The sequence below is a fragment of the Myxococcus sp. CA023 genome (assembly GCF_010998615.1).
GTDB lineage: Bacteria > Myxococcota > Myxococcia > Myxococcales > Myxococcaceae > Myxococcus.
In genome coordinates this window covers 16,950-43,884 of record NZ_JAAEAH010000007.1, presented here as the reverse complement: position 1 = coordinate 43,884, position 26,935 = coordinate 16,950, and the positions used below count along the sequence as shown (strand labels likewise).

The window sequence follows — 26,935 nt, the reverse complement described above, 5'->3', positions numbered from 1 at the left end:
AAGATGGGCTGGGCAGGCATGATCTTCCGTGCGTGAGCCCGAAATCAAAGCGCGAAGACCTGCCCCATGTGGTCATCCTCGGCGGTGGTTTTGCCGGCCTCTACGCCGCCCGCCATCTCTACAAGGCACCCGTGCGTGTCACGATGGTGGACCGGCAGAATCATCACCTGTTCCAGCCCCTGCTCTACCAAGTGGCCACGGCGACGCTGAGTCCCAGCGAGATTGCGGCGCCGCTCCGGGCGGTGGTGGGGCCCCATCAGGTGGCGGTCGTGCTGGCGGAAGTGACGGGGGTGGATACCGCCGGCAAGCGCGTGCTGCTCTCTGACGGAGAGATGACGTACGACTACCTCATCATCGCCACGGGAGCCACGCACTCCTACTTCGGCAATGACGGCTGGGCTCAGTTCGCCCCCGGCCTGAAGTCCATCGAGGACGCGGTGGAGATTCGCCGGCGGATCCTGGTGGCTTTCGAGCTGGCGGAGCGGGAGACGGACCCGGAGATTCGCCGCTCGCTGCTCAACTTCGTCATCATCGGAGCCGGCCCCACGGGGGTGGAACTCGCGGGCTCGTTGGCGGAAATCAGCCGGCATTCGCTTCCAGGCGACTTTCGGAACATCGACCCGCGGGATGCGCGCATCATCCTCATCGAGGGCGTGGACAGAGTCCTCCCCGTCTATCCGGATGACCTGTCACAGAAGGCCTGCCGCACGCTCGAGAAGCTGGGGGTGGAGGTCCGCACGGGGGCTCGGGTCACCAATATCACCGAGCAAGGGGTCTTCATCGGCAAGGAGCTCATCCCCGCGCGGACGGTGTTGTGGGCCGCGGGCGTGGCGGCATCGCCGGTGGCGAAGTCGCTGGGCGTCGAACTCGACCGGTCCGGGCGCGTGCTCGTCACTCCTGAGCTGACCATACCGGGCCACGACGATGTCTTCGTCGTCGGTGACCTGTCCTTGCTCAAGGATGCGGAGGGCAAGCCGGTGCCGGGCCTTGCTCCCGTGGCCATGCAGGAAGGCAAGCACGCCGCCCACAACATCCGCCGCCAGTTGCAGGGCAAGCCGATGGAGCCCTTCTCTTATTGGGACCGCGGCTCCTACGCGGTGATTGGCCGAGGCCACGCGGTGGGCATTGCCTTCCGCCGCTTCAAGCAGGCGGGCTTCGGCGCCTGGATGGCCTGGCTGCTCATCCACATCACCTTCCTCATCGGCTTCCGCAGCAGGCTGGCGGTGCTGCTCAACTGGGCCTACTCGTACCTGACGTTTGGCAAGTCGGCGCGCATCATCACCGGCCCTGCGCCTCGCCTGGACCGGCTCCAGCCCGCCCACGCCTTGCCGGAGGGCGGGCAGACACCGTCCATCCCGGAGCCCCGCTTCCAGACGACGGCGTCTCACGCGGAGCCCGCGACGACCGTGACGCACTGACGCGCACGGCCGCCCTCAGCCATCCAGGTCCTCCAGCGGGCTGGCTCTGCCGGAGGGCCCGGTGTTCCGCCAGGCGGCGTCCTCGGGTGCAGGGGCAGGGCGGGCTCCATGAAGTTTGCCTTGCATCGCCCCTCGCCGGTCCAGCATGCGGCAGTTGATGGCAAGCTGCATGTCGGTCTGCTCGATGCGGTCGCGTCCCTCGAGGTCTGCCCGCGTGAGCGCCAGTTTCATGATGCGGTCATGGGCTCGCGCGGACAGGCCGAACATCCGCACCGCTTGCTGAAGCATGTGCTCGGCCCGTTCGCTCATGGCGCAGTACCGGCGCAGCAGGTGCGCGGGAAGCTGCGCGTTGCAGTGGATTCCCGGCTCATCACGATAGCGGGCGCGTTGACGCTCGCGCGCGACCTGGGCCCGCTCGCGGTAGTAGCGGCTCGAGGGCTCTTGGACCGTCGAGCGGGCCATGTGGTGATACTCCACCGGTCGCGTCTGCAGGCTGATGTCGATGCGGTCCAACAGGGGCCCGCTCACGCGCGTCATGTAGTCGAAGACGCGCTGCTCGCCGCAAGTGCAGGAGCGGCTGGGGACGTTGTAGTAGCCGCAGGGGCAGGGGTTCATCGCGGCCACCAACATGACCCGGCAGGGATAGGTGATGTTCTGGTTGGCGCGTGCCAGGTGGATGACGCCTTCCTCCATTGGCTGGCGCAGAACCTCCAGCACGTTCCTCCGGAACTCCGGAAGCTCGTCGAGGAAGAGCACGCCATTGTGCGCCAACGAGAGTTCGCCAGGCCTCGCCGAGAGGCCGCCGCCAACCAGGCCCGCGTCGGAGAGGGTGTGGTGGGGCGCGCGGAAGGGGCGCTCGCGCATCAATGCGTGGCCTTCGCCCAGCAGGCCCAGCACCGAATAGACCTTCGTCACCTCCATAGCCTCGGTGAACGTCATCTCCGGAAGGATGCCGGGCAGGCGCCGCGCCAGCATCGTCTTCCCCGAGCCCGGTGGCCCGGACATCAAGACGTTGTGGCCCCCCGCCGCGGCGATTTCGAGGGCGAGCTTCAGGTCGGCCTGCCCGCGGACATCGGACATGTCAGGCGCCTGTCCCGTGGGCGCCAGAAGACTGGGTTCACGTTGCCGCGTGTACGGCGTGATGCTGCGGGCCCCCGTCAGGTGGTCCACCGCCTCCCGCAGGGTCTTCACGGGAAAGACGCGCAGTTCTTCGACGAGCGCGGCCTCCGCGGCATTGGCCCAGGGCACCATGACGCCTTCGAAGCCACCGTTGAGCGCCGCCACCGCCAACGGAAGCACTCCTTTGATGGGGCGGAGCGTGCCGTCCAGGGACAGCTCGCCTCCGAAGAGAAGCCGTTCCAGCGGGGCTTCATCCATCAGCTTCGCCGCCGCTAGGACGCCCAATGCAATCGGCAGTTCGAACGCCGCGCCTTCCTTCTTCAAATCGGCAGGCGCCAGATTCACGGTGATTCGCTTCTGGGGAAGCTCGAAGCCCGTGTTCTTCAGCGCGGAGATGACGCGGACTTTCGATTCCCGGACCGCGCCCTCCGCCTGCCCCACGACGTTGAAGTAGGGGAGGCCGAGCGCCATGTCGACCTCACACTCCACCACCACCACGTCGATACCCATCAACGCCCCCGACCGCACCCTCGCCAACATGTCCCGTCCTCTCTCCGTGCCGCCCGAAGTCCTTGAGCAATGCACGTACCGGGGCCCACCCCAGGCGTAGGCCCGCGCTCGCCAATCCGCGCCGGCGGATGCCCATCCCAGCCTCGGGAGCTTGAGTTTCAGCCCCGTGGTATTTGTGAAGCCAGGGCTAGCCATGCCCTGACGAGTCCGGTAGCGTTTCACCCACCTTGGGGGACGCTATGGGGGCAAAGGCCGCAGTGGAATCGGGGGACGTTCGTCAGCGCCGGCAGGTTCGTATCCGCAGGGCGGACATCAAGCGGGGCCAACGGATGAAGGTGGCGTTCGCCGTGTTCCGCTTCTGCCTCTACGGCATGGTGGGGCTCAGCGCCGAAATCTTCTTCTACAACCTGGTGCGCATCGCCCAGCACGTGCCGTTGCTGGAGGCGCTCTTTCGCTTCCAATGGCGCGTGGACGACCGGTTGGGGCTCAACGCCATCTGGGATACGCCCATCTCCACGGCGTATGGACAGTGCTCGCTGTGGATGTTCGTCATCTACGGCGTGGCGTGCTTCTGCTTCATCGAGCCGCTCTACCGCTGGATGCTGTACCAGCACACGGGCCTGCGAGCCGCTGTGTACGGCGTGGTCATCCTGCTCTTTGAAGGCGTCTCCGGTGTCATGCTGGAGCGGCTCACGGGATACCGCATCTGGTACTACGCGGATGCCGGCGCCATTCTCTGGCAGATGACCTCGCTCTACATCCTGCCCATCTGGATGGTGACGGGCCTGCTGGCGGAGTTCATCTACAGGGAGCTGATGGACCCCGACCTCCTGGCGGCCTTGGAGTCTCCGCTGCCCGCCACGCCGGAAGAGACCGAGGCCTCGTTCCAGTTGATTCGGTAGACGCAGGCGTGGCCGTCGTAGCCGGACATCTCGATGACGATGTCCTGCGCACCGGCCACCCGCAGCCCCGCGTGGATGATGCCCGCGGTGAAGGCAGGGTAGGGGCCTACCTCGTTCATCCAGAGCTCGAACTGGGTGGGCCCCAACTCACGCAGCTTGGATTCCGTGTAGTTGTTGCCAGCCCGGAAGTTCTGCGTGGCCCGCATCAGCGTCCTGCGGGGCCCCAGCACGCGAAGCAATGAGAGGACGGCGCGTCCCAACATCGTCTCGCGGAAGCCTTCGATATAGGCCTCACCCAGCTTCCAGGTGCCCTGCTCGAGCGGGAGTTGGGGAAAGAGCTCCTCCGACGTGATGCGAAGGAACGTCATCCACGCGTCGAAGGTGTAGGCTGGCCGGAGCTTCTGGTCCACATCGAGCCCTGCCTGCCGCAGGCGTGCCTTGCACTCAGGCGTCAGGCGCCCGTGCAGTGCCCGCAGGAACAGGGCTTCGATGGTCTGCTCGAAAATGAGAAGCTCGTCGGCCATGAGGAGTGAACTCTAGCCGACGAGCTTCTCGATGTGAACCACGTACCCACCCGGAGCGTAGGCTCCGGAAGAGGAGTTTCAGGGCGTGGGTGCGGGGGGCGGGGTCGGCGTATCGACCGAGGTGCCCTGGATGACGGCGTTCTGCGGCAGCTCCGTGGCCATGCCCAGCACCTTCGCGCCAGCGGTCTTCGCGCCGTCCAGCGCGGTGATGAGCCGCCCGTAGTTGGTGGCGTCATCCGCCATGAAGAAGACGACTTTTTCGTCCGCCTTCTTGGCCGCCAGCATGCGCTTGAGCCGCGTCACGTAGTCGGCGGGGGCAATCTTCTCCGTGTTGATGGAGTAGCCACCGTCCTTGTCGAGCTGGACCACCAACTGCTGGTCCTGGTCGGGAGGCGTCGGCTCCTGTTCGACCTCGGTGTCCGGCACGCGCACCACGATGTCCTTCTCGAGGAGCGGCGTGACGACCATGAAGATGATGAGGAGCACCAGCACCACGTCGACCAGCGGCGTGACGTTGATCTCCGAGTTCGGCTGCGCCTGGGGCTTGACCCACTGTCGTTGCTTGCGGCCGGCCATTACTTCTTCTCCTCGACGCCCAGGGAGATCTGCTTGGCCTTGGACTTGCGGGCCACGTCCAGCACCTTGCGCACGTCACCAACGCTGAGCGCGTTATCGCCCTTGAGCAGGATCTTCTTGCCTGGATCCTTCTCGATCTCCGCAGTGAGCTTCTCCTGGAGCCCTTTCTCATCCACCTGGTCGTTCTCCACGAACACCTTCTTGTCCGGGGTGATGGAGAGGATGAGCGGGTCGGCTTCCTTCCCTTTTCCTTCCTTCTCGATCTCGGTGGCCTTCGGGAGCTCCACGGACTTGCCACGCTGGAGCATCGGGGTGACGACCATGAAGATGATGAGGAGTACCAGCACCACGTCGACCAGCGGCGTGACGTTGATGTCGCTCTTGACGCTCCCCTTGGGGCCTGCTGACATTCCCATGTCTTTACCTGTTTCCTGGTAAGGAGGTGCCCGCCTTCACGGTGGGCCTCCAGCGCCCCGAAGAAGAGCTGGAGACAGGGTCACCGTGAAGGGCATCGGGTCGTCCCCGACTCGCCCGGGACGGCTCAGGCGGCGTTCGAGGACTGCGCGCCACCACCCAGGTGGCGGGCAACCACGTCCAGGAACTCGTTGGACGACTCGGAGATATCCACCGAGCGCGCGTCCACCCAGCCCTGCAGGAAGTTGTACGCCATCACCGCGGGGATGGCCACGAGCAGACCGAAGGCCGTGGTGATGAGCGCCTCGGCGATACCGGCGGAGATAGTGCCGAGACCACCGGAGCCCGCCTGCGCCATCAGCTGGAAGGCGTTGACGATACCCATCGTGGTGCCGAGCAGACCGACGAACGGCGCCGTGGAGCCGACCGTGGCCAGCAGGCCCAGACCGCGCTTCATGCTCTGGACCTCACGCTGCGCCTGACGCTCCAGCGCGCGCGCCACCGACTCCACCGCCACGTCCTTGTTGTTCGGGCTGATCCGGTACGCCGTCAGTCCGGAGTTGATCACCCGGCCCAGGTGGCCCACGTCCTTGCCCAGGTTGGTGTTGGCGGCCGTGTTCAGGTCGCCTTTGGCCAGGATGGCACCCATCTTCGCGGCGAAGTTGCGGCTGTCAGACCGCGTCTTGCGGAAGACGATCATGCGCTCCGCCAACACGACCAGCGAGGCGATGGACATGATGCCCAGGGTGAAGATGATCATACGGGCGAAGAGGCCCGTGTGATCCCAGATTTCTGCGAGAGTGAATTGCATGGTTGGGTTGAGCGCTCCTCCTCACGAGCGCGGGGTAGTCAGCAATACGCCTCTAGACGACGCGCCCGGACTCAGCGCGGCAGCTTGAAGTTCAGGGTGAAGGTGTAGTCCACCTGCACAGGACGGCCCTGGAACGTGACCGGCTTGTAGCGCGACGACGCCAGCGCGTCCAGGACGGCCCGGTCCATGTGGGGCAGGGGCTTGATGATCCGGCAGTTCTCCACTCGACCTTCCACGGTGACGATGCACTTCACGATCATCGTTCCCTGGACGCGAGCCTCGAGCGCCTCACGAGAGTACTCGGGCTGAGGACCGGACAACTTCTCCGGCCGCGTCATGCCCGCACCGAACGGAAGCACGTCGGTTCCCGTCCCGCCAAGCTGGCCGCCGACCACGCCGCCAATCACACCACCGACAACACCACCGACGACGCCGCCGACCACGCCACCTTCCACGCCGCCCTCGACGACTTCTTCGCTCGCCTCTTCTTCAGCGGGAGGCTCTTCGGAGGGCTCCACTTCCTTCGGGACCTCCTTCGGAATCTCCTTCGGCTGGACGATGGCGTCCGGCTTCTTGGGCTTCTTCGGCTGCGTCTTCGGCTTGCTCGAAGAGGCAGGAGGCGGTGGAGGAGGAGGGGGCGGCGGAGGCGGTGCCATGGTCGCCTTCAGCGTGACCTCAATCTCCTTCTCCTCCTCGACGGGCGGTCGCGTCGACAGCCAGATGGAGAGGCCGAACAGCGCCACATGGAGGATAACCGAGACAGTAGCCCCGACGCCGAATCGCGACTTGGGCCCCTGACCACGGTCAAGGACTGAATCGAACATGCACTAGACTCCTCTTCACCAGTGGACACCCATTGGCGACGCTCCGCCCGGATGAAAGGGCGCGCTACCATACAGAAACGCGTTCCAGGTTCAAGCAAGCACGGTCGACGGTCGCGGCGTGATCGCGCAATTGCCCCACTGGTTACCAAAAAGCAACGGTCTATTGACAACTGCTCGACCTCGGATATTTTCCCGGGTCATTTTCACTTGCAGCCCACCTTGGAGGGGTCTGGTATGCACTTGAACCGAGTGCTCCGGGAAACCGGAGTTGTTGTCGCCGCAGGTCTGCTGTACGGATCCGCGGCTTTCGCACAGTCGAGCACGATCATCGGTACGGTGATCGACGCTCAGAGTCGGCAGCCTGCCGCTGACGTCGTTGTGACCGCCACCTCGCCCAACCTTCAGGGTGAGCAGACGGTCGTCACCGACGCGCAGGGTAACTACCGCATCCCCCAGTTGCCCCCCGGCGACTATACCCTGCGGTTCGAGAAGGAGCAGTTCAAGCCGTACGCTCGCTCGGCCATCCAGCTGCGCCTCAACCGCACCATCCGCGTCAACGTGGAGCTGCTCCCCGAGGCGCTCGGTGAGGTGGTGGAGATCGTCGGCGCGCCCCCGACCATCGACGTGGGTTCCACGACGATGGGCGTGAACGTCGATCAGGAGTTCATCAAGCGCATCGCCGTTGCGCGTCCGGGTGGTAAGGGCGGCGCGACCCGCTCCTTCGAGTCCCTGGCCGAGCTCGCGCCTGGCGCCCAGAACGACAACTACGGCGTGTCTATCAACGGCTCGACCTCGCCTGAGAACGGCTACGTGGTGGACGGTCTGTCCACGAACGACCCGGCCTTCGGCGTGAACGCCAGCCCGTTGAGCATCGAGTTCGTGCAGGACGTGAACATCATCACCGGCGGTTACATGCCGGAGTTCGGCCGGTCCACCGGCGGCGTCATCAACGCGGTCACCCGGTCGGGCTCCAACGAGTTCCACGGCTCCGTGTTCGCGAACTGGACGCCGGGCACCCTCGAGGGCACCCGCAAGCAGGTTCGTGAAGAGGGCACGGTCATCACCGGCCTGAATCAGCTGCAGAACCTGGGCGACTTCGGCGCCACCCTCGGTGGTCCGATCCTCAAGGACAAGCTGTGGTTCTTCGCCGGCTTCGCGCCGTCGTTCACCCGCTACCAGCACACCCGCACGCTCAATGCGCTGCGCGTGGACGACCAGGGCAACACCATCAAGGACGAGACCGACTTCACGGTCGCGGACGCGATCCCCGGCTCCGCCCGGAACTACTACGCCGACTCCCGTACCATTCAGTACATGGGTAAGTTGACGTACCTCATCAACCAGGACCACAACGTGTCGTTCGCCCTGAACGGCACGCCGACCTCGACGGGTGGCCTTGGGAAGCTGAGCGTCAATCCCCAGTCGGGCGGCCTGCCGGGTGTGCTGGCTACCCGCCCGGGTGACTTCGGTCTCACGGAGACGAAGGCCAACACGACGTCGCTGGCCCTGAAGTACGCCGGTGCCTTCGCGGACAAGAAGGTCCTCGTTGATGCGAACCTCGGCTGGTTCCACCAGACCGCGTCCACCCTGCCGGGTGACGGCAGCAACCTGGGCGATCGCACGGGCCTGGCTGGCTACTCGCGGATGGTGTACACCAGCCCGCGCCCGCTGACCCTGTTCGAGTCCCTGCCCGAAGGGCAGGAGGGTGCCTGCGGCAGCACGCCCGAAGAGCAGCTGATCCGCTGCCCGGTGACGGGTTACGGGGTGGGCGGCCCTGGCTTCATGAGCGACCAGACGCTGGATCGCTACCAGGCCAACGCGAAGGCCACCTACCTGCTGAACGCGCTGGGAACCCACGTGTTCAAGGCAGGCGTGGACGTCGAGTTGCTGTCGTTCGACCAGGTGAAGGCGTACGGCGGCGGCGTGTTCTTCCAGGAGGGTGGAAACTACGGGGTTGCTGGCCAGGGCCCTGCCGTGCACGATGCGCGTCGCTACGGGTATCAGACCGGTCCTGACTCTGCGGTGACGCAGTTCACCCAGGTTGCCAAGACGACCAGCACCACGGTCGGTGGCTTCCTCCAGGACTCCTGGTCCATCGCGAACCGGGTGACCCTGAACCTGGGCGTCCGCTACGACGTGCAGGCGCTCTACGGCGGTAACGGCGACCTCTCGCTGCTGCTCGGCAATCAGTGGTCGCCGCGTATCGGCGCCATCGTCGACCCGTTCGCCAACGGCCGCGCGAAGGTGTTTGTGAACTTCGCTCGTTACTACGAGCAGGTCCCGCTCAACCTGATGGATCGCGCGTTCCCGGGTGAGAACCGCATCTCCGCGCGTCGCTCCCTCGCGGAGCCGGGCCAGGGCACGGCGAGCTCGTGCGACCCGTCCAGCTTCGAGAGCCAGCAGGCTACGTGCAACACCGACTCGAACCTGCTTGCCATTCCGGAGAGCAGCCGCAACGTGAACCGCTTCTACACGGGCGGCACGGTTGGCGGGACGCCGGTCGATCCGGACATCAAGGCTCAGTCCTCTGACGAAATCGTGGTCGGCGCCGAGTACGAAGTGTTGGCGAACACCCGCCTGGGTGCGAGCTACACGCACAAGGACATGAACTCGGTCATCGAGGACATGAGCCGCGACGACGGCAACACGTACTTCCTCGGTAACCCCGGCAGCGGCTTCGCCGGTGAGTTCCCGACGCCGGTTCGTAACTACGACAACGTCACCGTCTACCTGAACCGTACGTTCGCCGACGGCTGGCTCGCCCAGGCCAACTACACCTGGTCGCGCCTGTACGGTAACTATCCTGGTCTGTTCCGTCCTGAGACGGGCCAGCTCGACCCGAACATCCTCTCGGACTTCGACCTCATCGAGCTCCTGGAGAACCGCACGGGTCTGCTGCCGTTCGACCGCACGCACCAGATCAAGGTCTTCGGTGCGAAGGAGTTCAACATCTCGAACGCCCTGTCGGCGAGCGTGGGTGTCTCCTATCGCGGTAGCTCCGGTACGCCGATCAACTACTGGGGTAGCCACTGGGCCTACCTCCAGGACGAGTCCTTCGTCCTCCCCCGTGGCGCTGGCGGCCGTACGCCGTGGATCAACACCATCGACTCCAACATTGGCGTGAACTACCGCGTCAGCAAGGACAGCGTGGTGTCGTTCACCCTGGACGTGTTCAACCTCTTCAACTTCCAGGGCGTGAACACGGTCGACCAGACGTATACCGTGCGCGACATCAAGCCCATCCCGGGTGGAACGCCTGCCGACCTCGAGCCGGGCAACCTGCCGGGTCGCGTGGAGTTCCAGGACCAGGCGCCGCGTGATGAGCCCTTCGGCAGTGTCGACGGCGACGTGAACAAGAACTTCAAGAACCCGCTCTCGTACCAGGCGCCCCGTCAGGTCCGCTTCGGCATCCGGTACACGTTCTAATCCCAGGCCCAGTCACGGAATCGGAACATCAGTCACATGACCAAGAACATCGTCAATACTGCGTTGGTTCTCGTGGGCGCGGGAAGCCTGCTGACGGGCTGCAACTTCGAACAACCTGAGACCAACTGCTTCGTGCAAGAGTCTCCCAGCTGGGCGGTGAAGTACGACGTCGTGGATTCCCCCAAGGACGCGAATGGCGACGAGTGCACCACGACTGCGCCGCTCGTGGAGTTGATGGGTGTCTACAAGTACGTGAACCCGGAGACGGGGGCCGCGCAGCTCGCACTTCGTCCCGCGACTCTGGCGAGCCGCGCGATTGCTGATACGACGACCACGTCGGCGGATCAGACTTCGCTCGGTTCTCTGGACACCGAACCCAAGGACCATGGCTTCTGCCACGCGAACGACTTCGCTCCTGCGTTCGTCAACGTGGCGGCCTCGGATACTGCGGCGGCGAACACCATCCGCTACGAGTTCTCTAATGTTCGCGTGTACTCGGCGGCTGTGGCGCCGGGAACCCAGTTCACGGGCGAGGTCAAGTACACCAGCAATGGTTGCACTTCGTCCTACGTGATGCGCGCTGTGTGGCCGCCCGCACCGTGCGATACCGCCTCGACGGAGCCCGCAGAGAACTGCGGTGTGGGGTCCGGCCTGAACCCGGAATTCGCCGTGGTGTGCCAGCCGACCAGCGCGACTGGAACCACGGGCTACTGCGTGCCGGCGGGTGACATCCCGTCGTTCAAGTAGTCGAACAAGTCGTCTGCTGAACCGCGCCACCCCACTTGGGTGGCGCACCTCGGCCCCGGCGGTCTCTCCCCACATGGGAGTGGCTGACCGGGGCCGCGGTGTTTAAAAGGCTGGACCTGTACTGGAGGCACATGGAGGGCCGTTACTCACTCATCGAGCGCGTCCGCAGCTTGCTAGCGGATGAACAGGGCACGCTGCACAAGGCGGCGCCCTACCGGGTGGCCCTCTGCTACCCCAGCCCCTACCACGTGGGCATGAGCTCGCTCGGCTACCAGGCCATCTACCGTGAAATCCACGAGCATCCTGGTGCGACGGCCGAGCGCGTCTTCCTTCCGGATGACGTGGACGCCTTCAAGCGCACCCGGACGCCGCTCTTCACCTGGGAGTCCCAGGCCCCTGTCGCTGATTTCGACATGCTGGCCTTCTCCGTTGCCTATGAGCTGGAGCTGACGGGGCTCTTCTCCATGTTGGAGCTGACGGGCATCCCGCTCCTGGCGGAGGAGCGCCAGGATGGCCGCTATCCGCTCGTGGTGGGCGGTGGGCCGTTGACGTTCTCCAACCCGGATCCGCTGGAGCCCTTCGTGGACGTGCTCGTCCAGGGCGAGGCGGAGGATTTGATCCACCTGCTGGTGGAGGCCGCGGCGACCATGGACCGCGAGGCCCTCCTGGCGCACCTGGCGCGCATCCCGGGCTTCCGCGTGCCCGGGCGGGGTGGAGCGCGATACCACGTGGCCAAGGCAACCGACTCACGGCTGCCTGCCCGGTCGCAAATCGTGACACCGCACACCGAGCTGCGCTCGATGTTCCTCATCGAGCCGGAGCGGGGCTGCTCTCGGGGCTGCCATTACTGCGTGATGCGGCGCACCACGAACGGGGGCATGCGCACGGTGCCGCCGGAGCGGATCCTGTCCCTGATTCCAGAGCATGCCCGTCGGGTCGGGCTGGTTGGCGCGGCGGTGACGGACCATCCGCGCATCGTCGAGTTGCTCCGGACCATCGTGGAGTCCGGCCGTGAGGTGGGGGTGTCCTCCCTGCGCGCGGACCGGCTGACCCAGGAACTGGTGGATCAGCTCCGGCGGGGAGGGGCCACGAACCTCACGGTGGCGGCGGACGGTCCGTCACAGCGCCTGCGGGACATGGTGGACCGGAAGCACTCGGAGGAACAGATTGTCCGGGCCGCGACCTTCGCTCGTACGGCGGGGATGAAGCAGCTCAAGGTGTACAACGTCGTGGGTCTGCCGACCGAAGAGGACGCGGACATCGACGAGCTCATCCGCTTCACCAGCGAGCTGTCCCGCATCCTCCCGGTGGCACTGGGGGTGGCGCCATTCGTGGCCAAGCGCAACACGCCCTTGGATGGCGCTCCCTTCATGGGCATTCGCGAGGTGGAGGGACGGCTGGAGCGACTGCGCAAGGGGCTCCGGGGGCGCGCCGAGGTGCGCCCGACGTCCGCGCGCTGGGCCTGGGTGGAGTACATGCTGGCCCAGTGCGGTCCGGAGGCGGGGCTGGCGGCCATGGATGCCTGGAAGGCTGGAGGGAACTTCGCGGCCTGGAAGCGGGCCTTCGACGCCCGGGACTGCGAGCCGTACCTGGCCCGGCGGGTGGAGGACGGTCGGCGCAACCCCGTCCTGTGGCCCACCGTGCCGAGGACCGCGCCCCCGGCGTCCGCCGCCTGACGCGGGATTGCACGTGGTGGTGCACGTCCGCCCCGGCTTCCGCTAGAAGGCCGCTTGGCGCGCCGATGGCCGGCGTCCAGGGCAGCGGAGATCCAGGTGAGCACGCAGCGAGTGGACAAGTCGTGGCAGCAGAAGGGCCTGAAGGAGTACTCGACGGAGGCCCTGCTCGGGACGCTGGGCCACTACGGCATTGCCGTGGGCGAGGACGACTTCCGCAAGCTGGCGGAGACGGCCTTCCCGATTGGCATTGCCCAGCAGTGGCGGCCGCAGTGGAAGGGCACCGGCCCCTTCAAGGACTTCGCGGTGGCGGCGGCGGTGGAGCTGTGGAGTCGCTGGCTGCCGGACCGCGTGGCGCCCATGGAGATGGCTGACACGCTGGCGAACCTGATGCAGCAGCTGTCGTTCCTGTTGGGTGGGCGGCAGGACGCGGCGGTGGACGCGGCCTTCGAGAAGATGAACGCGGTGCGCGCGAAGATGCCGCTCGACGAGAAGGGTGCGCCGCAGGAGCGCTTCATGCGCGAGGCGCTGGCGCCCTTCACGGAGAAGCAGGCCGAAATCTTCGACAGCCTCGCGGAGGCGCTGGCGTCGTCGGGCCACGTGGGCCACGCGGAGTCCTTCGCGGACCTGGAGGAGTTCCTCCTGCCGGACCGCCGTGGAATCTCGCGCGCCATCGTCCGCGCTGCCAAGGGCGAGCTGGCGCCCGCCACCGAGGACATGGTGAAGCTCACCGAGGACACCGAGCGCTCGCCCATCGCGCGCCTGCTGGCGGTGGACGGCCTCATCCACATCAAGGCGCACGGTCAGGCGGCTGCTGCGGCCCGCACGCTGCTGGCGGCGGCAGAGCAGGGTGGTGATTTGCACCTCGCGCTGGACCTCGTTCCCCGCCTGGAGCACGTCTACAAGGCGCAGAACGACCGCGAGTCGCTGCTGGAGTTGATGGGCATCTCCGAGCGCCTGGAGGCGGCCCACGACAAGATTCACCCCGGCCACCGCCGTCACCGTCACTGAGGCACGCGCGTGACAGGGGGCCTGCGTGGCCTCCTGTCACAGCCCGTGGGAAGAGTGGGGCCGGTCCGCGGCTCCGCCCCTTCGTCCTAGCCGTTCGTCTCCTGTCCCTGAGGAGATTCGGAGGTGGGTGGCGTCTCATCCTCCACGTCCTTCGCGCCGCCCCGGCGCTTCAGCGGAACGCGAAGCACGCCGGGGACACCTTCCGCCACGTCCCGCACGGAAACCACGGCGCCCACGGTGGTGTAGCGGATGGCGCCCGTCTGGGTGAAGGCGTGCTTGAGCGGGTACTCCTTCGCCCGGGGGAGGAACCACTCGCGTGCCGCCTTCATGGGCACGACGTGCAGCTCTCCCTGCGAGAGGAAGACGTACACCAGCAGGTCCGCGCCGCTGTAGAGGAAGCAGCCCGGGGTGTCCTTCTCCAGGTTGGACACCAGCTCGAAGAAGTAGCGGCGGCGGGTGGCGTTGCGGTCGCCCTTCACCTCGATGCCGCGCACCTCTCCCGAGGGGAGCTCCCAGAGCAGGTCCACACCCCGGTGCTGGAAGCGCGGGTCCAACTGCACGTCATGCACGCGCGAGCCCGGCTCCGTCTCCAACATCCATGCGCGGGCGTGCTGCACGGCGCGGTCCGCCGCGCTCTGCACGCCGCGCATGCTGAAGCTTCGTGCCATGTCGTCTCAGCGGCGCAGTTCGACGCCCGTGGCCACCAACTGCACCTCACGCGGCTTGCCATCGGCGCCGCGGGGGACGATGGCGCCCTCCGACTCGTAGTGCTGGGCGCGGCTGTCGGTCAGCTCGGCCACCTTCAGCACGCCTTCCACACGCGCCTGCGCGCCCGCGGAGTCCAGGGGGACGAAGAAGCCGTAGTCCTTGAACGTCACGCGCACGCCCGGGCCCTTGTCCTGGCCGTTCGCCGCCAGCTCCATCCAGCAGCCCTTGCGCTCACACGCCTTGCGCACCTGCCCCTCGAGCAGCACCGTCTTGCCGTCGTGAGCCTGCGGCTTGGCCAGCACGTCCGCGAGCTTCACCGCCTTGGCGCCCTTGAGGGGCTCGCCGCGGGTGAGCTTCCAGCCATCGGGCGCGCCTTCGGCCTTGGGCGCGGTCTGCGCCTGCGGGGCGGGCGGGTGGTGGCAGTCGGCCTCGGCGGCCTTGCCCGCCTTGGCGGACGACTTGTCACCCGCGAGGGCAACCAGGGGAACGGCGACCAGCAGCATCAGGGACGTGCGGAGCGTGTTCATACCCCGTCCGCTTAGCCAAAAGTCTTTGCTCCGGCAAGGCGACCCCCGTACTAAAGAGTCCATCCATCCGCACACGCTGAGGAGGTGCGCTTGAAGGTCGTCATCCCTCCCCGCAACCGTCGTTTCAGCACCGTGGACGCCATGGGCCTCGCCGGCGTGGTGGGGCTGCTCGTGGCGCGCTACATCCCGGTGGCCCGCATCATCCCCTTCTGGGGCTGTGTGCTCAGGGAGCAGACCGGGTGGCCCTGCCTCGGCTGTGGTCTGACGCGCGTGGCTGACCGGGTGTCGCACCTCAACTTCGCCGGCGCCTGGGAGGCCAACCCCCTGGGAACGGTGGCGGCCATTGTGTTCGCCCTGGCGGCGGTGGTCATGGTGCTGCACCTGGTGTTCGCGATGCCCATCCCCCAGGTGGAGCTCTCCCCCCGCGAGTGGAGCGTCCTGGGCGTCCTGACGCCCATCATCATCCTGGTCAATTACGCCTACGTGGTGGTGAAGACGCGCTTCCCCCACCTGCTGCTGTAGCCTCTGCTTCGTGACTTCCGCGCTCGTCCTGCTGGGCTACCTCGCCGGCTCCATTCCCTTCGGTGTGTTGCTGACGCGGTGGCTGCGCGGCGTGGACGTGCGTACGGGCGGTAGCGGGAACATTGGCGCCACCAACGTCACGCGCGTGGCGGGCAAGAAGCTGGGCGCGGTGGTGTTGTTGCTGGATGCCATCAAGGGCGCGTTGCCCGTGGTCCTGGCGGTGCGCCTGCTGCCGGATGCGCCCACCGTGCACGTGGCGGTGGGGCTGGCCGCGGTGCTGGGCCACATCTACCCGGTGTGGCTCAAGCTCCAGGGTGGCAAGGGCGTGGCCACCGCGCTGGGCGTGCTGCTGGTGCTGGTGCCCCAGGCCGCGCTGGCGGGCGCGCTGGCGTACGTCGCCGTCTTCGCCGTGTCGCGCGTGAGCTCGCTGGGCTCGCTGGCGGCGGGGGCCACGGCGGTGGGCACGTCGGCACTCACCGCGCGGGCCGTGGAGTACGCGGGCCTCTCAGCCCTCCTCTTCGCCCTCATGCTGTGGACGCACCGGGGCAACATCCTCCGGCTGGCGCGGCGCACCGAGCGGCGCTTCTGAGCCGTCCCCGGTGTCACCCCGAGCGCTGCCACCGTCTGGAGGACGGTAGCCCAGCAGTGAGCAGGCGATGGGGCCGTTCCAGAGGTCTCGCTTTGCGGAGGGGCGCGCGTGGAAGGCGCTCTCGAAGCCGGGGTTGCCGCAGATGACCCACACGCGCCAGCCCGGCACGCGCAGCGACTCGCCCAGCTTGAAGTAGAAGCTCTTCATGCCCTTCTGGCCGCCCGTGCCGAGCCGGTCGCCGTAGGGCGGGTTGGTGACGAGCAACCCACCGGTCTCCGGCAGCGGCGGCAGCCGGGTCGCATCACCTTCGGCCAACTGGATTTCCTCCGTCAGTCGCGCGGCCCGCACGTTGCGGTCCGCGGCCTCCAGCGCCTCCGGGTCCTTGTCGAAGCCGAGCAGCGGCACTTCCACCTTCCGCTCGTTGCGGCGGGCATCCGCGCGCATGTCGGTGAGCAGCTCGCGGGCCCGGGTGCCCAGCTCCGGCCAGCGCTCCACCGCGAAGTCCCGGTTGAGTCCGGGCGCGCGCCGGCGGGCGATGAGGCCTGCCTCGATGATCAGCGTCCCGGAGCCGCACATCGGGTCCACCAGGCCCTCCGTCCCCGTGTAGTTCGCCGCGCGAAGCACCGCCGCGGCCAGCGTCTCCTTCAGCGGGGCGGGAGTGGGGCGCACGCGGTAGCCCCGGCGGTGCAGCGGCTCGCCGCACAAGTCCAGGGACAGGGACAGCGTCTCACGGGCGAGGTGCGCCACCACGCGGATGTCCGGGTCCCTCGTATTCACGTCCGGCCGGGCGCCTTTCTTGTCGCGCATCCGGTCGACGATGGCGTCCTTCACCTTGAGGGCCACGAAGCCGGAGTGGCTGTGCTCGCTGTCCTTCAGCGTGGCATCCACCGCGAAGGTGTGTTCGGGGGTGAGGTGCTCCTCCCAGGGGACGCTGGCGGCGGCTTCGTACAGGCCTTCCGCGCCCCGGGCCTCGAAGGCGCCCAGCGGGTAGAGCACGCGCATGGCGATGCGGGACCAGAGCGCCACCATGAGCGCCTCGTCGAGCGTGGCCATGAAGCGGACACCGCCGCGGTCCTGGCGGATGCGGCGGGCGCCGAGCTCCTTCAGCTCGTCGGCCAGGAGGTCTTCGGTGCCGCGAGCGGCGGTGGCGAAAAGGGCAATGCGTTCAGCCATGGGATTCCGCCCATAGACGACACCGGGCCGCTTGGGAACCGGCATCGCGTTTCATGTGCCCACCACCTCGTAGAGGGCGAAGGTGGCGTCCTCCTGCTGGGCGCTTGCCTCCCGGGCCCGCTGGAAGTCCTCGGACTGGAAATAGGCCCGCATGGAGGCCTTGTCCCGCCAGCGCGTCACCAGCATCAGCTCCGGCGGCCGCTCGAAGGAGCGCAGCACCTCCAACCCCAGGAAGCCCGGGTAGCCGTCCACCGCCCGCGTGCGCGCCTGGAAGCGGGCGACCAGGCGGTCTGCTTCCTCGGGGGCCGGCCGGAAGCGGGAGATGGCGACAATCATGGGCACGCCTCGGTGGAAAACAGCGAGGGCGTCCGGGCCGAGCCAGGACGCCCCCGTGAAGTGGAACCGCCAGGGCCACCGCCTCCCATCCCATCCGGGAGACGGCGGCCACGTGGGCCTTACATGGCCCCGGCGCCGGGCATGTCACCGAGGCCCCGGATGAGCACCTCGCGGGGCTTGGCACCATCCGCCGCGCCCACCACGCCGTCGCGCTCCATCCGCTCAATCATGCGGGCCGCGCGGTTGTAGCCGATGCGCATCTTGCGCTGGAGCATGGAGATGGACACGGCCCGCATCTCGCTGACCGTCGCGAGCGCCTGGTCGTACAGCTCGTCGGACAGCTCGTCCTCCTCGCCGCCACCTTCCACGTCCTCGTCGCGCGGCTTGAGGATGGAGTCGTCGTAGACGGGCTTGCCCTGGGCCTTGAGGTGGTCCACCGCCTTCTTGATTTCGTTCTCCGAAACGAAGGCGCCGTGCACGCGCTGCAGGTGCGCGCTGGTGGGCGGCATGATGAGCATGTCGCCCATGCCCAGCAGGGACTCGGCGCCCACCGTGCCCAGAATCGTCATCGAGTCCGGCTTCGAGCGCAGCATGAAGCTGACGCGCGTGGGGAAGTTGGCCTTGATGATACCGGTGACGACGTCCGTGGACGGACGCTGCGTGGCGACCATCAGGTGGATGCCGGAGGCGCGGGCCATCTGCGCCAGGCGGGCGACGTACGTCTCCACCTCACGGCTGGCCACCATCATCAGGTCGGCGAGCTCGTCGATGATGACCACGATGTAGGGCAGCTTCTTGAGCTGCTTCTTCTCCGGCTCGGTGGACTCGCTCGCCTCCAGCGCCTCGGTGTCCTCGGGCTCGGCCTCCAGTTCCGGGGCCTCGGCTTCTTCCTCGGACGCCTGCGCCTCGAACACGTCGTCATCGTCGTCCCGGGGAGCGGCGACGCCCAGGCTCTCTCCGCCCGCGGGCATGGAGGACTTGGGGCGCTCTCCGTCGAGCACGAGCACGTTCTTCGGCTTCGCCTTCTTCTTCGGCGCGGACTCGGTGGTCGTCTTCACCTCCACCGCGGTGCTCTCCACCAGCTTGTTGAAGCCGGCGATGTTTCGCACGCCCGCCTCGGACAGCAACTGGTAGCGGCGCTCCATCTCCTCCACGGCCCAGCGCAGCGCGAGCGCCGCCTTCTTCGGGTCCGTCACCACCGGCAGCAGCAGGTGGGGGATGCCCTCGTAGACGGAGAGCTCCAGCATCTTCGGGTCCACCATGATGAAGCGGACCTCCTCGGGCGTGGCCTTGAGGAGGATGCTCATGATCATGGAGTTCACCGCCACCGACTTGCCGGAGCCGGTGGTGCCGGCGATGAGCAGGTGGGGCGCCTTGGCCAGGTCGAGGACGTACGGCATGCCCTCGATGTCCTTGCCCACGCACATGGTCAGCTTGCTGGCGCCCTTGTTGAAGGCGTCCTGCTCGGCGATCTCCTTGAGGTAGACGGTCTCACGGTCCCTGTTCGGGACCTCGATGCCCACCACGCCCTTGCCGGGGATGGGGGCGACGATGCGCACGCGCATGGCCTCCATGGCCATGGCGAGGTCGTCCGCGAGCGCGGCAATCTTGCTCACCTTGATGCCGGGGCCCGGGAGGAACTCGTACATGGTGACGACGGGGCCGGGGCGAATCTCCACCACCTCGCCGACGATGCCGAAGTCCGCAAGCTTCGCGCGCAGCTTCTCCGCCGTGGACAGGTACACGTCCTTGTCCAGCGCGGAGCGCTCCGTCTTGTCGCACTCGAGCACATCGAGCGGCGGCAGCGAGAAGCTCTTGCGGTCGCCGACGAACTCGAACTGGTCCTGGCTCTTCTTGACGGTGGGCTTGGGCGGGGCCTTGGGCTCCACGATGAGCGGCATGCGCGCCAGCGCGGACGGCTGCGCGGGGACGATGTCGGCCGGGGCGGCAGGGGCGGGCGCGGCCGGCACCGGCGCAATGGGGGCGGCGGCGACGGGCGCGACAGGCTCAGCCTCCACGTCGGCCATGGGGACCGGCGCCGGGCCGGTGACGATGTTCGGCTTGCGGCGGGCGCGCGGCGTTTCGGTGGCATCGGCGCCGTCGGCGGGAATGATGAGGTTGGGCGAGGGCGGCAGGAAGGACGCGGCCCAGGCCGGGTCGGCACCGAGGGCCGGGCGCTTCTCCGCCTTCGCCGGCGCTTTCTCCGGAAGGGCCAGCACGGGCGCGGGGGCAGGGGGCAGCGAGTCGGCCTCGCGGGTCGGCGGGAGCAGCTTCTTCTCCAGCTTCTCCGCCTTCTCGCGCTCGCGGGACTCCTTGAGGGCCAGCTTCGTGGCGGCGGCCTGCTCCTTCTCCTGCTGCTTCGACAGCCGGAAGGCCTCCTCCGCCATGGCCTCGGCCTCGGCGGCCTCGGCCTCTTCGGCCAGACGCTCGGCTTCGGCGAGTTCTTCCTCGTCGGCCTCGAGCTGCGCGAGGAAGGCGGCCTCCTCCAGCTTCTCCTCGGCGGCGCGCTCCTGGCGCTCCTGGTAGGCCACCTTCTGCGCTTCCCAGAACACGCTGGCGGATGCCTGGACGCGGCGGCCCAGCACGCACAGCCCGGCCCAGGCCAGCGAGCACAGCTTGAGGAAGGTGTACTGGGTGCCGACGATGAGGGCGGCCGCGCTGATGGCTGTCACCAGGATGACGGTGCCCACCGTGGAGAACAGGCCGGACATGATGCCGCCCAGGCTGGCGCCCAGCGCGCCACCCGGTGGGTGTGCCCAGCCCTTGTCACCGGCGAACATCAGCTGCGCCAGCACGGACACGCTGACCGTCAGCAGCGCCAGGCTGATGATTTGCGGACCGCGCTTCCGGTCACGGCTGCCCACGAAGAGCACCATGGCCGTGTAGATGCCGCCCGCCGGGATGAGGTAGGCGCACACGCCCAACAGGCCGCGCAGCGACTCCGCGATGAGGTGCCCCATGGGGCCCACCGCGTTGTTGAAGCCCGGTCCCACCCGGTCCTTCGCGTCGAAAGTGGCCACCGCCAGCAGGGCAATCAACGACGCCGCCAGCAGGAACACGCCGGTGATGGCCCGGGTGGCGACGTCGCCGCCCTTGCCAGCCTTGATCCGCTTGTCCGCCAGCGCCCTGCGGCGCGTCGCGATTTCCTGCCGGGACAAGACCGCCTTCTCCGCCCGACCCTTCTTCGCCGTCATGTCCGTCTTCCCTCTGCGCGTCTCAGCCGCGTAGCGGGCTGTAGCAATGCCCGCAGCGAGTGTAGGGAGGGAGGGGGACCGGTCAATTTTCCAGCTGCGGACGGGGGACCTACATTTCGGCTGCACCCCCCCGCAGAGGGGGTATGGTGCCGCCCAACATCGCCGCCCGGGCGCGCATGCCGCGCGGCGGCGGGACTTCGTGGAGGAACATCACATGGCCGACGCCCGTACCGACAAGCCGTCATCCACCGAGGAGGAGTACTTCGCCCGGGAGGAGATTGAGAAGAAGCGCAAGCTGGCCCTGGAGCAGGCCGCGGCGAGCGCAGCGCAGCAGCGCGAGGAGCTCAAGAAGCTCCACTGGATGAAGTGCCCCAAGTGCGGCATGGACCTCCAGACGCTGAAGCAGGGGAATGTCGAAATCGAGACCTGCTTCAACTGCCACGGCATCTTCCTGGACGCCGGGGAGCTGGACCAGCTGGTCGCCCAGCACGGCCACGAGGGCAGTGGCAAGGTGATGGGGGCCATCCTCAACCTCTTCAAGAAGAAGTAGGCCACCGTGGCGCTCACGCTCGAGCAGGTGCGCCATGTGGCCACACTGGCGCGGCTGTCGCTGACTCCGGAAGAGGAGCAGCGCTTCACCACCCAGCTGTCCGCGGTGCTGGACGCGGTGGAGCAGCTCCAGTCGCTCGACGTGGAGGCCGTGGAGCCCACTTCCCACGCCACGCTCACGTCCTCACGGTTGCGTGAGGACGTGACGCGGCCGTCCCTGCCGCCAGAGAAGTCCCTGGCCAACGCGCCGGCGAAGTCGGACACGTCCTTCGCCGTGCCGAAAATCATCGAGTAGTCCCGGAGGTTCCACGCCATGCAGCTCACGGACCTCACGATGCTGGAGCTGGCCGCGAAGCTGGCCGCGGGGGAGGTCTCCTCCGAGGAGGCCACCCGCGCGAGCCTGACGCGCATCCAGCAGGTGGACCCGAAGGTGCGCGCCTTCTTGCGCGTGGATGAAGCCGGTGCCCTGGCCGCCGCTCGCGCCAGTGACGTGCGCCGCAAGTCGGGCAGCCCCGCCAGTACCCTGGACGGCGTGCCGTTGGGGCTCAAGGACATCTTCCTCACCGAGGGCGTGGAGACCACCGCCGGCTCGCGCATCCTGGAGGGCTTCGTTCCGCCCTATGACGCCACGGTGGTGCGCCTGCTGAAGGAGGCGGGCCTGCCGCTGGTGGGCAAGCTGAACATGGATGAGTTCGCGATGGGCTCATCCAACGAATCCAGCGCCTTCTTCCCCAGCCACAACCCGTGGGATGTGTCGCGCACGCCGGGCGGCTCGTCTGGTGGCTCGGCGGCGGCGGTGGCCGCGCGCGAGGTCTTCGGCGCGCTGGGAACGGACACGGGCGGCTCCATCCGCCAGCCCGCGGCGCTCACCAACACCGTGGGGCTGAAGCCCACCTACGGCCGGGTGTCGCGCTTTGGCGTCATCGCCTTCGCTTCGTCGTTGGACCAGCCGGGCCCCATGACGCGCACGGTGGCGGACGCGGCGGCGCTGCTCCAGGTGATTGCGCGGCCGGATGCGCAGGACGCCACGTCCGCGGACGCGCCCGTGCCGGATTATTCGGCGGACCTGGAGGCCGGCGTGCGGGGCCTGAAGCTGGGCGTTCCGCGCGAGTACTTCACCGAGGGCATGGACCCGGAGGTGGAGGCCGCGGTGCGCGAGGCCCTGCGCGAGTACGAGCGTCTGGGCGCGACGCTGGTGGACGTGTCGCTGCCCCACACGAAGTACGCGCTGGCGACGTACTACCTCATCGCGCCCGCGGAGGCGTCCAGCAACCTGGCTCGCTACGATGGCGTGCGCTTCGGCCTGCGGGCGAAGGACGCGCGCAGCCTGCGGGACGTGTACGCGCTGACGCGGGAGCAGGGCTTCGGCGCGGAGGTGAAGCGCCGCATCATGCTGGGGACCTTCGCGCTGTCGTCCGGCTACTACGACGCCCACTACCTGCGTGCGCAGAAGGTTCGCACGCTCATCCGCGAGGACTTCACGCGGGCCTTCCAGCAGGTGGACGCGCTGGTGTCGCCCACCTCGCCGGTGCCGGCCTTCAAGCTGGGTGAGAAGGTAGAGGACCCGCTGTCCATGTACCTCATGGACATCTACACGCTGCCTTGCAACCTGGCGGGACTGCCTGGCCTGTCGGTGCCCTGCGGCTTCACGAAGGCGGGCTTGCCGGTGGGCCTGCAGATTCTGGGACGGCCCTTTGACGAGGCTGGCCTGCTGCGCATTGCCCGCGCCTACGAGCGCGAGCACGACTTCTTCCGCCGCTCCGCGCCCCTGTAGGGCCCGCGAGCGTCCGCCCTGGTGACACCGCCATGCCCGTGAGCGATTTCCAGCCCGTCATCGGCCTCGAGGTCCACGCGCAGCTCCTGACGCAGTCCAAGATTTTCTGTGGCTGCTCCACCGCGTTTGGCGCCGAGCCCAACCGCAACACCTGTCCGGTGTGCCTGGGCATGCCCGGTGTGCTGCCGGTGCTCAACCAGCGCGTGGCGGAGTTCGCCGTGCGCACGGGCCTGGCGCTGGAGTGCACCATCCGCCCGACGAGCGTGTGGAGTCGGAAGAACTACTTCTATCCGGACCTGCCCAAGGGCTACCAGATTACGCAGTTCGACCAGCCCATCTGCGAGCACGGGCGGCTCGTCATCGACACGCCGCAGGGCGAGAAGGCCATCCGCATCCTCCGCATCCACATGGAAGAGGACGCGGGCAAGAGCGTGCATGACGCCGGTGGGGGCCAAAGCCTGGTGGACCTCAACCGCGCGGGGGTGCCGCTGCTCGAAATCGTCAGCCAGCCGGACCTGCGCGACGCGGACGAGGCGGTGGAGTACCTCAAGGCGATGCGGGACGTGCTCGTTTACCTGGGCGTCAACGACGGCAACCTGGAGGAGGGGAGCTTCCGCTGCGATGCCAACGTGTCGGTGATGCCGAAGGGCTCCACCACGTTTGGCCAACGCTGCGAGCTGAAGAACCTCAACTCATTCCGCTTCCTCAAGCAGGCCATCGAGTACGAGATTGCCCGGCAGGTGGACGTCATCGAGTCGGGTGGCAAGGTGGTGCAGGAGACGCGCCTGTGGGACGTGAACAAGGGCGTCACCCGCTCCATGCGCAGCAAGGAGGAGGCGCACGACTACCGGTACTTCCCGGAGCCGGACCTGCCGCCGCTGCACGTGAGCGCGGAGGCCATCGACGCCGCGGCGAAGGCGCTGCCGGAGCTGCCGCGTGCGAAGCTCCAGCGCTTCACCAGCCAGTACGGACTGCCCGCGTATGACGCCCGCATCCTCACCGCCGAGCGTCCGCTGGCCGACTACTTCGAGGCCTGCGCCGGGCACTACAAGGACTACAAGAAGCTCTCCAACTGGTTCCTCGGAGAGCTGATGCGCCTGCTGAAGGAAGAGGGCACGCCGCTGTCCGCGCTGCGCTTCACGCCGGCACAACTGGGGGAGCTGCTGGGCGCTGTCGACCAGGGCATGGTGTCCGCCAACGCGGGCAAGGATGTGCTCGGGGAGATGTTCCGCACAGGCAAGGCGCCCGCGGACATCATCGCGGAGAAGGGCCTGGCCCAGGTGAGCGACACCGGCGCCATCGAGGCGGTGGTGGACGACATCCTCGCGAAGAACGCGGGGGAGATTGAGAAGTACCGCGCCGGCAAGAAGCAGGTGTTCGGCTTCTTCGTGGGCCAGGTGATGCGGGCCATGAAGGGCAAGGGCAACCCCGCCCTGGTCAACGAGCTGCTGAAGAAGAAGCTCGGCGACTAAGGCGTGCCTGGTGCCGTGGTGGGGACGGTGGCGTGCACCACGTCCTCCTCCTGCGTCGTCTGGGCCTGGGCGAGCACGCGCACCTCGCCGGAGGCCGTGCGCTCCAGGATGTGTGAGGCAGCTTCGAAGGTGCCGCCGAGCAGACTGCCCACCTGCTGCGCGCTCACCACGTAGCGCACGTTCCGGAGCGTGCGGAGCTGCGCGGGCAGGCCTTCGTGTCGCCAGCGCTCGCCTTGGGCAGAGCGTGCCCACGGCCCGGCGTGGATGGCGGGATGGGCGAGGACGTCCACTCGCATGGCGTCAAGGTACTGCGCGCAGGGGACGAACCAGGGCTCGTCGCGGGTATGCGGCTGGGCGAAGCCGTCATAGCCGATGAGGGTCGCCAGCTTTCCGAAGGGCGTCTGGAGCACGGTCAGGTCCTCCGGGCGGCCAGGGCTCAGGTGCAGCCCGTCCTCCCAGGAGGGCACCAGGTTGGCCTTGCGCGCGGCCGCGACGCAGTTGCCTTCGGGCGAGAAGGTGTAGCTGGTGTTGTAGGTGCGCGCGCTGAAGGGCTCGAAGTCCGGCGAGTCCTCCCCCCGACGGCTGGCGGGCAGCAGCGCACTGCCCGCCACCACCCACAGGCCGAAATCCCGCGCGATGCCAGAGAAGGTGTTCCACAGCGTCCGGTGCACGAGGGGCGCTCGCGCGGCGTAGAGGCACTCCGTCAGCGACGGCGGCCGGAAGTCGCTCCAGGCATTCCATACCCCCCAGGCCTCGGAGAGGAGCACGCGTTTCAGTGCACCCTGGAGTGAGGTGCTTTGCCGCACGCGGCGCATGTGGCCCAGGAACAGCAGCGGTGCCCCCACCGACTCCGGCCACACGACGAGCGCTGGATAGCGCGGCTGGCCTGACGCATCCCGGGCGCGCAGGGCATCCACCTTCGCCGCCAGCGCACGGTGTCGCGCGGCGAAGGCTGCCGGAGAGGCGTAGTCCTCCAGCGAGACACGGGGCTGGAGGGCGAACAGTTCGACGAGGTCGGTGGCCGTGTCCACGGTGCGTTACTTCAGCAAGCCATTCTCGCGCAGCCGCTGCTTGAGAAAGGCATCCGCGGTGATGGGCGCATAGCGCGCCGGGGTGTCCGCCGTCTGGGTGCAGGGCAGCGCCTGGAGCACGCAGTCCGCGTAGGGATGGACGAAGAAGGGCATCGAGTAGCGCACCGTGTCCTCTTCCTTGCTGCGCGGGTTCACCACCCGGTGCGTGGTGGCGGGGATGATTTCGTTCGTCACGCGGCTGAGCATGTCGCCCGAGTCGACGACAATCTGTCCGCGTAGCGTGTCCACCGGCAGCCATTCCCCGTCGCGGGTGAGCAGCTCCAGGCCGGACGCCGTGCCCTCGCAGAGCAGGGTGATGAGGTTGATGTCCTCATGCTCGGCGGCGCGCACGCCCCCGGGGATGAAGCGCTCCTTCAGCGGTGGGTAGTGGATGAGCCGCAGCACGGAGTTGCCGTCCGTGGCCATGCCGCTGAAGGTGTCGCGCGCCACGCCGAAGTACTCGGCCAGCGCCTGGAGCATGACGCCCGCCGCGCCATCCAGCGCGTTGAAGAGCGACAGCGTGTGCTCGCGGAAGGTGGACACCTCGGTGGGCCACACGTTGGGGCCGTAGAGCGCGTGGTACTTGTGGTCAGGCGGCAGCTCGCGGCCCACGTGCCAGAACTCCTTCAGGTCTCCCACCTGGCGGTTCTTCGCGTGCTCCTGACCGTAGCCGATGTAGCCGCGCTGGCCGCCGTGCCCCGCCTGGGCGTACTGGGCCTTGGTGGCCTCGGGCAGGGCGAAGAAGCGCTCCACGTCCGTGTACGTGCGGCGGATGAGGCCGTCGTCGATGCCGTGGCCTTCCACCGTGACGAAGCCGAACTCCTTGATGCCATCGCCGAACACCTGCACGAAGCGGGCGCGTTCATGGGGCGTGCCCGAGCGGTAATGGGACAGGTTGACGACGGGGATGCGGCGCTGGGTTGGCGACATGGCGCCGCACTCTAACCACCGTGATGGATTGTCGGCACGCACAGCGTCCGCCAGAGGACCCTGTTCTGCGACCGTGGCTCCGAGGGTGCGGCAACAGCGGACATCCGCCCTCATTCCCTGTGGAAGTCAGTGCTCC

Annotated in this window: 25 protein-coding genes; 12 read left to right on the top strand and 13 right to left on the bottom strand. The window is 67.7% G+C overall.

What is annotated here, in order from left to right:
* Window positions 1-32 precede the first annotated feature (32 nt).
* Window positions 33-1,418 (top strand): NAD(P)/FAD-dependent oxidoreductase, encoded by a 1,386-nt coding sequence (locus F8M74_RS04310; RefSeq protein WP_141257827.1) that lies wholly within the window; start codon window positions 33-35, stop codon window positions 1,416-1,418.
* A 15-nt stretch (window positions 1,419-1,433) separates the two neighbouring features.
* On the opposite strand, the gene F8M74_RS04305 is transcribed toward F8M74_RS04310, so the two are convergent.
* Window positions 1,434-3,077, bottom strand: a complete 1,644-nt coding sequence (locus F8M74_RS04305; RefSeq protein WP_141257826.1) for a YifB family Mg chelatase-like AAA ATPase — start codon at window positions 3,075-3,077, stop codon at window positions 1,434-1,436.
* Window positions 3,078-3,274: 197 nt separating this feature from the next.
* On the opposite strand from F8M74_RS04305, the gene F8M74_RS04300 reads away from it, so the two are divergent.
* Window positions 3,275-3,949, top strand: coding sequence for a hypothetical protein (locus tag F8M74_RS04300; protein WP_141257825.1), 675 nt, complete (start codon window positions 3,275-3,277; stop codon window positions 3,947-3,949).
* Here the strand turns inward: F8M74_RS04300 and F8M74_RS04295 are convergent.
* The 5 genes from F8M74_RS04295 to F8M74_RS04275 all read right to left on the bottom strand — a co-directional run bounded on the left by F8M74_RS04295 (window position 3,850) and on the right by F8M74_RS04275 (window position 7,098).
* Entirely contained in the window at window positions 3,850-4,473 is a 624-nt protein-coding gene (locus F8M74_RS04295) for a DUF2378 family protein (RefSeq protein WP_011551561.1), read from the bottom strand. The two genes, F8M74_RS04300 and F8M74_RS04295, sit on opposite strands and share 100 nt — an antisense overlap.
* Before the next feature lie 78 nt (window positions 4,474-4,551).
* Complete coding sequence (locus tag F8M74_RS04290) at window positions 4,552-5,049, bottom strand: biopolymer transporter ExbD (RefSeq protein ID WP_141257824.1); 498 nt, start codon at window positions 5,047-5,049, stop codon at window positions 4,552-4,554.
* Window positions 5,049-5,465 (bottom strand): biopolymer transporter ExbD, encoded by a 417-nt coding sequence (locus F8M74_RS04285; protein ID WP_011551563.1) that lies wholly within the window; start codon window positions 5,463-5,465, stop codon window positions 5,049-5,051. Before F8M74_RS04285 ends, F8M74_RS04290 begins: the two co-directional genes overlap by 1 nt.
* A 125-nt stretch (window positions 5,466-5,590) precedes the next feature.
* Window positions 5,591-6,274 (bottom strand): MotA/TolQ/ExbB proton channel family protein, encoded by a 684-nt coding sequence (locus F8M74_RS04280; RefSeq protein ID WP_011551564.1) that lies wholly within the window; start codon window positions 6,272-6,274, stop codon window positions 5,591-5,593.
* A 71-nt stretch (window positions 6,275-6,345) separates the two neighbouring features.
* Window positions 6,346-7,098 (bottom strand): energy transducer TonB, encoded by a 753-nt coding sequence (locus tag F8M74_RS04275; RefSeq protein ID WP_011551565.1) that lies wholly within the window; start codon window positions 7,096-7,098, stop codon window positions 6,346-6,348.
* A gap of 234 nt (window positions 7,099-7,332) precedes the next feature.
* On the opposite strand from F8M74_RS04275, the gene F8M74_RS04270 reads away from it, so the two are divergent.
* From F8M74_RS04270 to F8M74_RS04255, 4 genes are all read left to right on the top strand, one after another.
* The gene (locus tag F8M74_RS04270; protein WP_216619787.1) at window positions 7,333-10,524 is read left to right on the top strand and encodes a TonB-dependent receptor; all 3,192 of its coding nucleotides are present in this window, start codon (window positions 7,333-7,335) and stop codon (window positions 10,522-10,524) included.
* Between the two features lie 36 nt (window positions 10,525-10,560).
* Complete coding sequence (locus tag F8M74_RS04265) at window positions 10,561-11,271, top strand: hypothetical protein (RefSeq protein ID WP_141258660.1); 711 nt, start codon at window positions 10,561-10,563, stop codon at window positions 11,269-11,271.
* Between the two features lie 131 nt (window positions 11,272-11,402).
* Window positions 11,403-12,947: a radical SAM protein gene (locus tag F8M74_RS04260; protein ID WP_090484453.1), complete on the top strand. Its 1,545-nt coding sequence runs from the start codon at window positions 11,403-11,405 to the stop codon at window positions 12,945-12,947.
* A gap of 96 nt (window positions 12,948-13,043) precedes the next feature.
* Entirely contained in the window at window positions 13,044-13,955 is a 912-nt protein-coding gene (locus F8M74_RS04255; RefSeq protein WP_228559551.1) for a hypothetical protein, read from the top strand.
* 86 nt (window positions 13,956-14,041) lie between these two features.
* Here the strand turns inward: F8M74_RS04255 and F8M74_RS04250 are convergent, their stop codons facing one another.
* Window positions 14,042-14,623, bottom strand: a complete 582-nt coding sequence (locus F8M74_RS04250) for a hypothetical protein (protein WP_141258662.1) — start codon at window positions 14,621-14,623, stop codon at window positions 14,042-14,044.
* A 6-nt stretch (window positions 14,624-14,629) separates the two neighbouring features.
* Entirely contained in the window at window positions 14,630-15,190 is a 561-nt protein-coding gene (locus F8M74_RS04245; RefSeq protein WP_141258663.1) for a DUF4920 domain-containing protein, read from the bottom strand.
* Window positions 15,191-15,280: 90 nt separating this feature from the next.
* Between F8M74_RS04245 and F8M74_RS04240 the strand changes: the two genes are divergently transcribed.
* Both F8M74_RS04240 and plsY read left to right on the top strand, forming a co-directional pair.
* Window positions 15,281-15,712, top strand: coding sequence for a DUF2752 domain-containing protein (locus F8M74_RS04240; RefSeq protein ID WP_163884329.1), 432 nt, complete (start codon window positions 15,281-15,283; stop codon window positions 15,710-15,712).
* Window positions 15,713-15,722: 10 nt separating this feature from the next.
* Window positions 15,723-16,301 (top strand): glycerol-3-phosphate 1-O-acyltransferase PlsY, encoded by a 579-nt coding sequence (plsY, locus tag F8M74_RS04235; RefSeq protein WP_141258664.1) that lies wholly within the window; start codon window positions 15,723-15,725, stop codon window positions 16,299-16,301.
* Here the strand turns inward: plsY and F8M74_RS04230 are convergent.
* The 3 genes from F8M74_RS04230 to F8M74_RS04220 form a co-directional block, all read right to left on the bottom strand.
* Window positions 16,218-17,519, bottom strand: coding sequence for a class I SAM-dependent RNA methyltransferase (locus F8M74_RS04230; protein ID WP_141258665.1), 1,302 nt, complete (start codon window positions 17,517-17,519; stop codon window positions 16,218-16,220). The genes plsY and F8M74_RS04230 overlap by 84 nt on opposite strands.
* A 6-nt stretch (window positions 17,520-17,525) precedes the next feature.
* Window positions 17,526-17,810, bottom strand: coding sequence for an antibiotic biosynthesis monooxygenase (locus F8M74_RS04225; protein WP_163884327.1), 285 nt, complete (start codon window positions 17,808-17,810; stop codon window positions 17,526-17,528).
* Between the two features lie 119 nt (window positions 17,811-17,929).
* Window positions 17,930-21,004 carry a DNA translocase FtsK 4TM domain-containing protein gene (locus F8M74_RS04220; protein ID WP_194860183.1) on the bottom strand — a complete coding sequence of 1,025 codons (3,075 nt, stop codon included), beginning with the start codon at window positions 21,002-21,004 and terminating at the stop codon, window positions 17,930-17,932.
* 214 nt (window positions 21,005-21,218) lie between these two features.
* Between F8M74_RS04220 and F8M74_RS04215 the strand changes: the two genes are divergently transcribed.
* From F8M74_RS04215 to gatB, 4 genes are read left to right on the top strand one after another with little or no spacing between them, the layout of a single operon-like run.
* Complete coding sequence (locus F8M74_RS04215; RefSeq protein WP_026113821.1) at window positions 21,219-21,554, top strand: zf-TFIIB domain-containing protein; 336 nt, start codon at window positions 21,219-21,221, stop codon at window positions 21,552-21,554.
* Between the two features lie 6 nt (window positions 21,555-21,560).
* Window positions 21,561-21,848 (top strand): Asp-tRNA(Asn)/Glu-tRNA(Gln) amidotransferase subunit GatC, encoded by a 288-nt coding sequence (gene gatC / locus F8M74_RS04210; protein WP_011551578.1) that lies wholly within the window; start codon window positions 21,561-21,563, stop codon window positions 21,846-21,848.
* Between the two features lie 18 nt (window positions 21,849-21,866).
* The gene (gene gatA / locus F8M74_RS04205) at window positions 21,867-23,327 is read left to right on the top strand and encodes an Asp-tRNA(Asn)/Glu-tRNA(Gln) amidotransferase subunit GatA (RefSeq protein ID WP_141257774.1); all 1,461 of its coding nucleotides are present in this window, start codon (window positions 21,867-21,869) and stop codon (window positions 23,325-23,327) included.
* Between the two features lie 32 nt (window positions 23,328-23,359).
* A complete protein-coding gene (gene gatB, locus F8M74_RS04200; RefSeq protein ID WP_141257775.1) occupies window positions 23,360-24,799 on the top strand; it encodes an Asp-tRNA(Asn)/Glu-tRNA(Gln) amidotransferase subunit GatB in 1,440 nt (479 codons plus the stop codon).
* On the opposite strand, the gene F8M74_RS04195 is transcribed toward gatB, so the two are convergent.
* Together F8M74_RS04195 and F8M74_RS04190 are read right to left on the bottom strand one after the other, a co-directional pair.
* The gene (locus tag F8M74_RS04195; RefSeq protein ID WP_141257776.1) at window positions 24,796-25,830 is read right to left on the bottom strand and encodes a carbon-nitrogen hydrolase family protein; all 1,035 of its coding nucleotides are present in this window, start codon (window positions 25,828-25,830) and stop codon (window positions 24,796-24,798) included. The two genes, gatB and F8M74_RS04195, sit on opposite strands and share 4 nt — an antisense overlap.
* Before the next feature lie 6 nt (window positions 25,831-25,836).
* Window positions 25,837-26,799 carry an isopenicillin N synthase family oxygenase gene (locus F8M74_RS04190; protein ID WP_141257777.1) on the bottom strand — a complete coding sequence of 321 codons (963 nt, stop codon included), beginning with the start codon at window positions 26,797-26,799 and terminating at the stop codon, window positions 25,837-25,839.
* Window positions 26,800-26,935 lie beyond the last annotated feature (136 nt).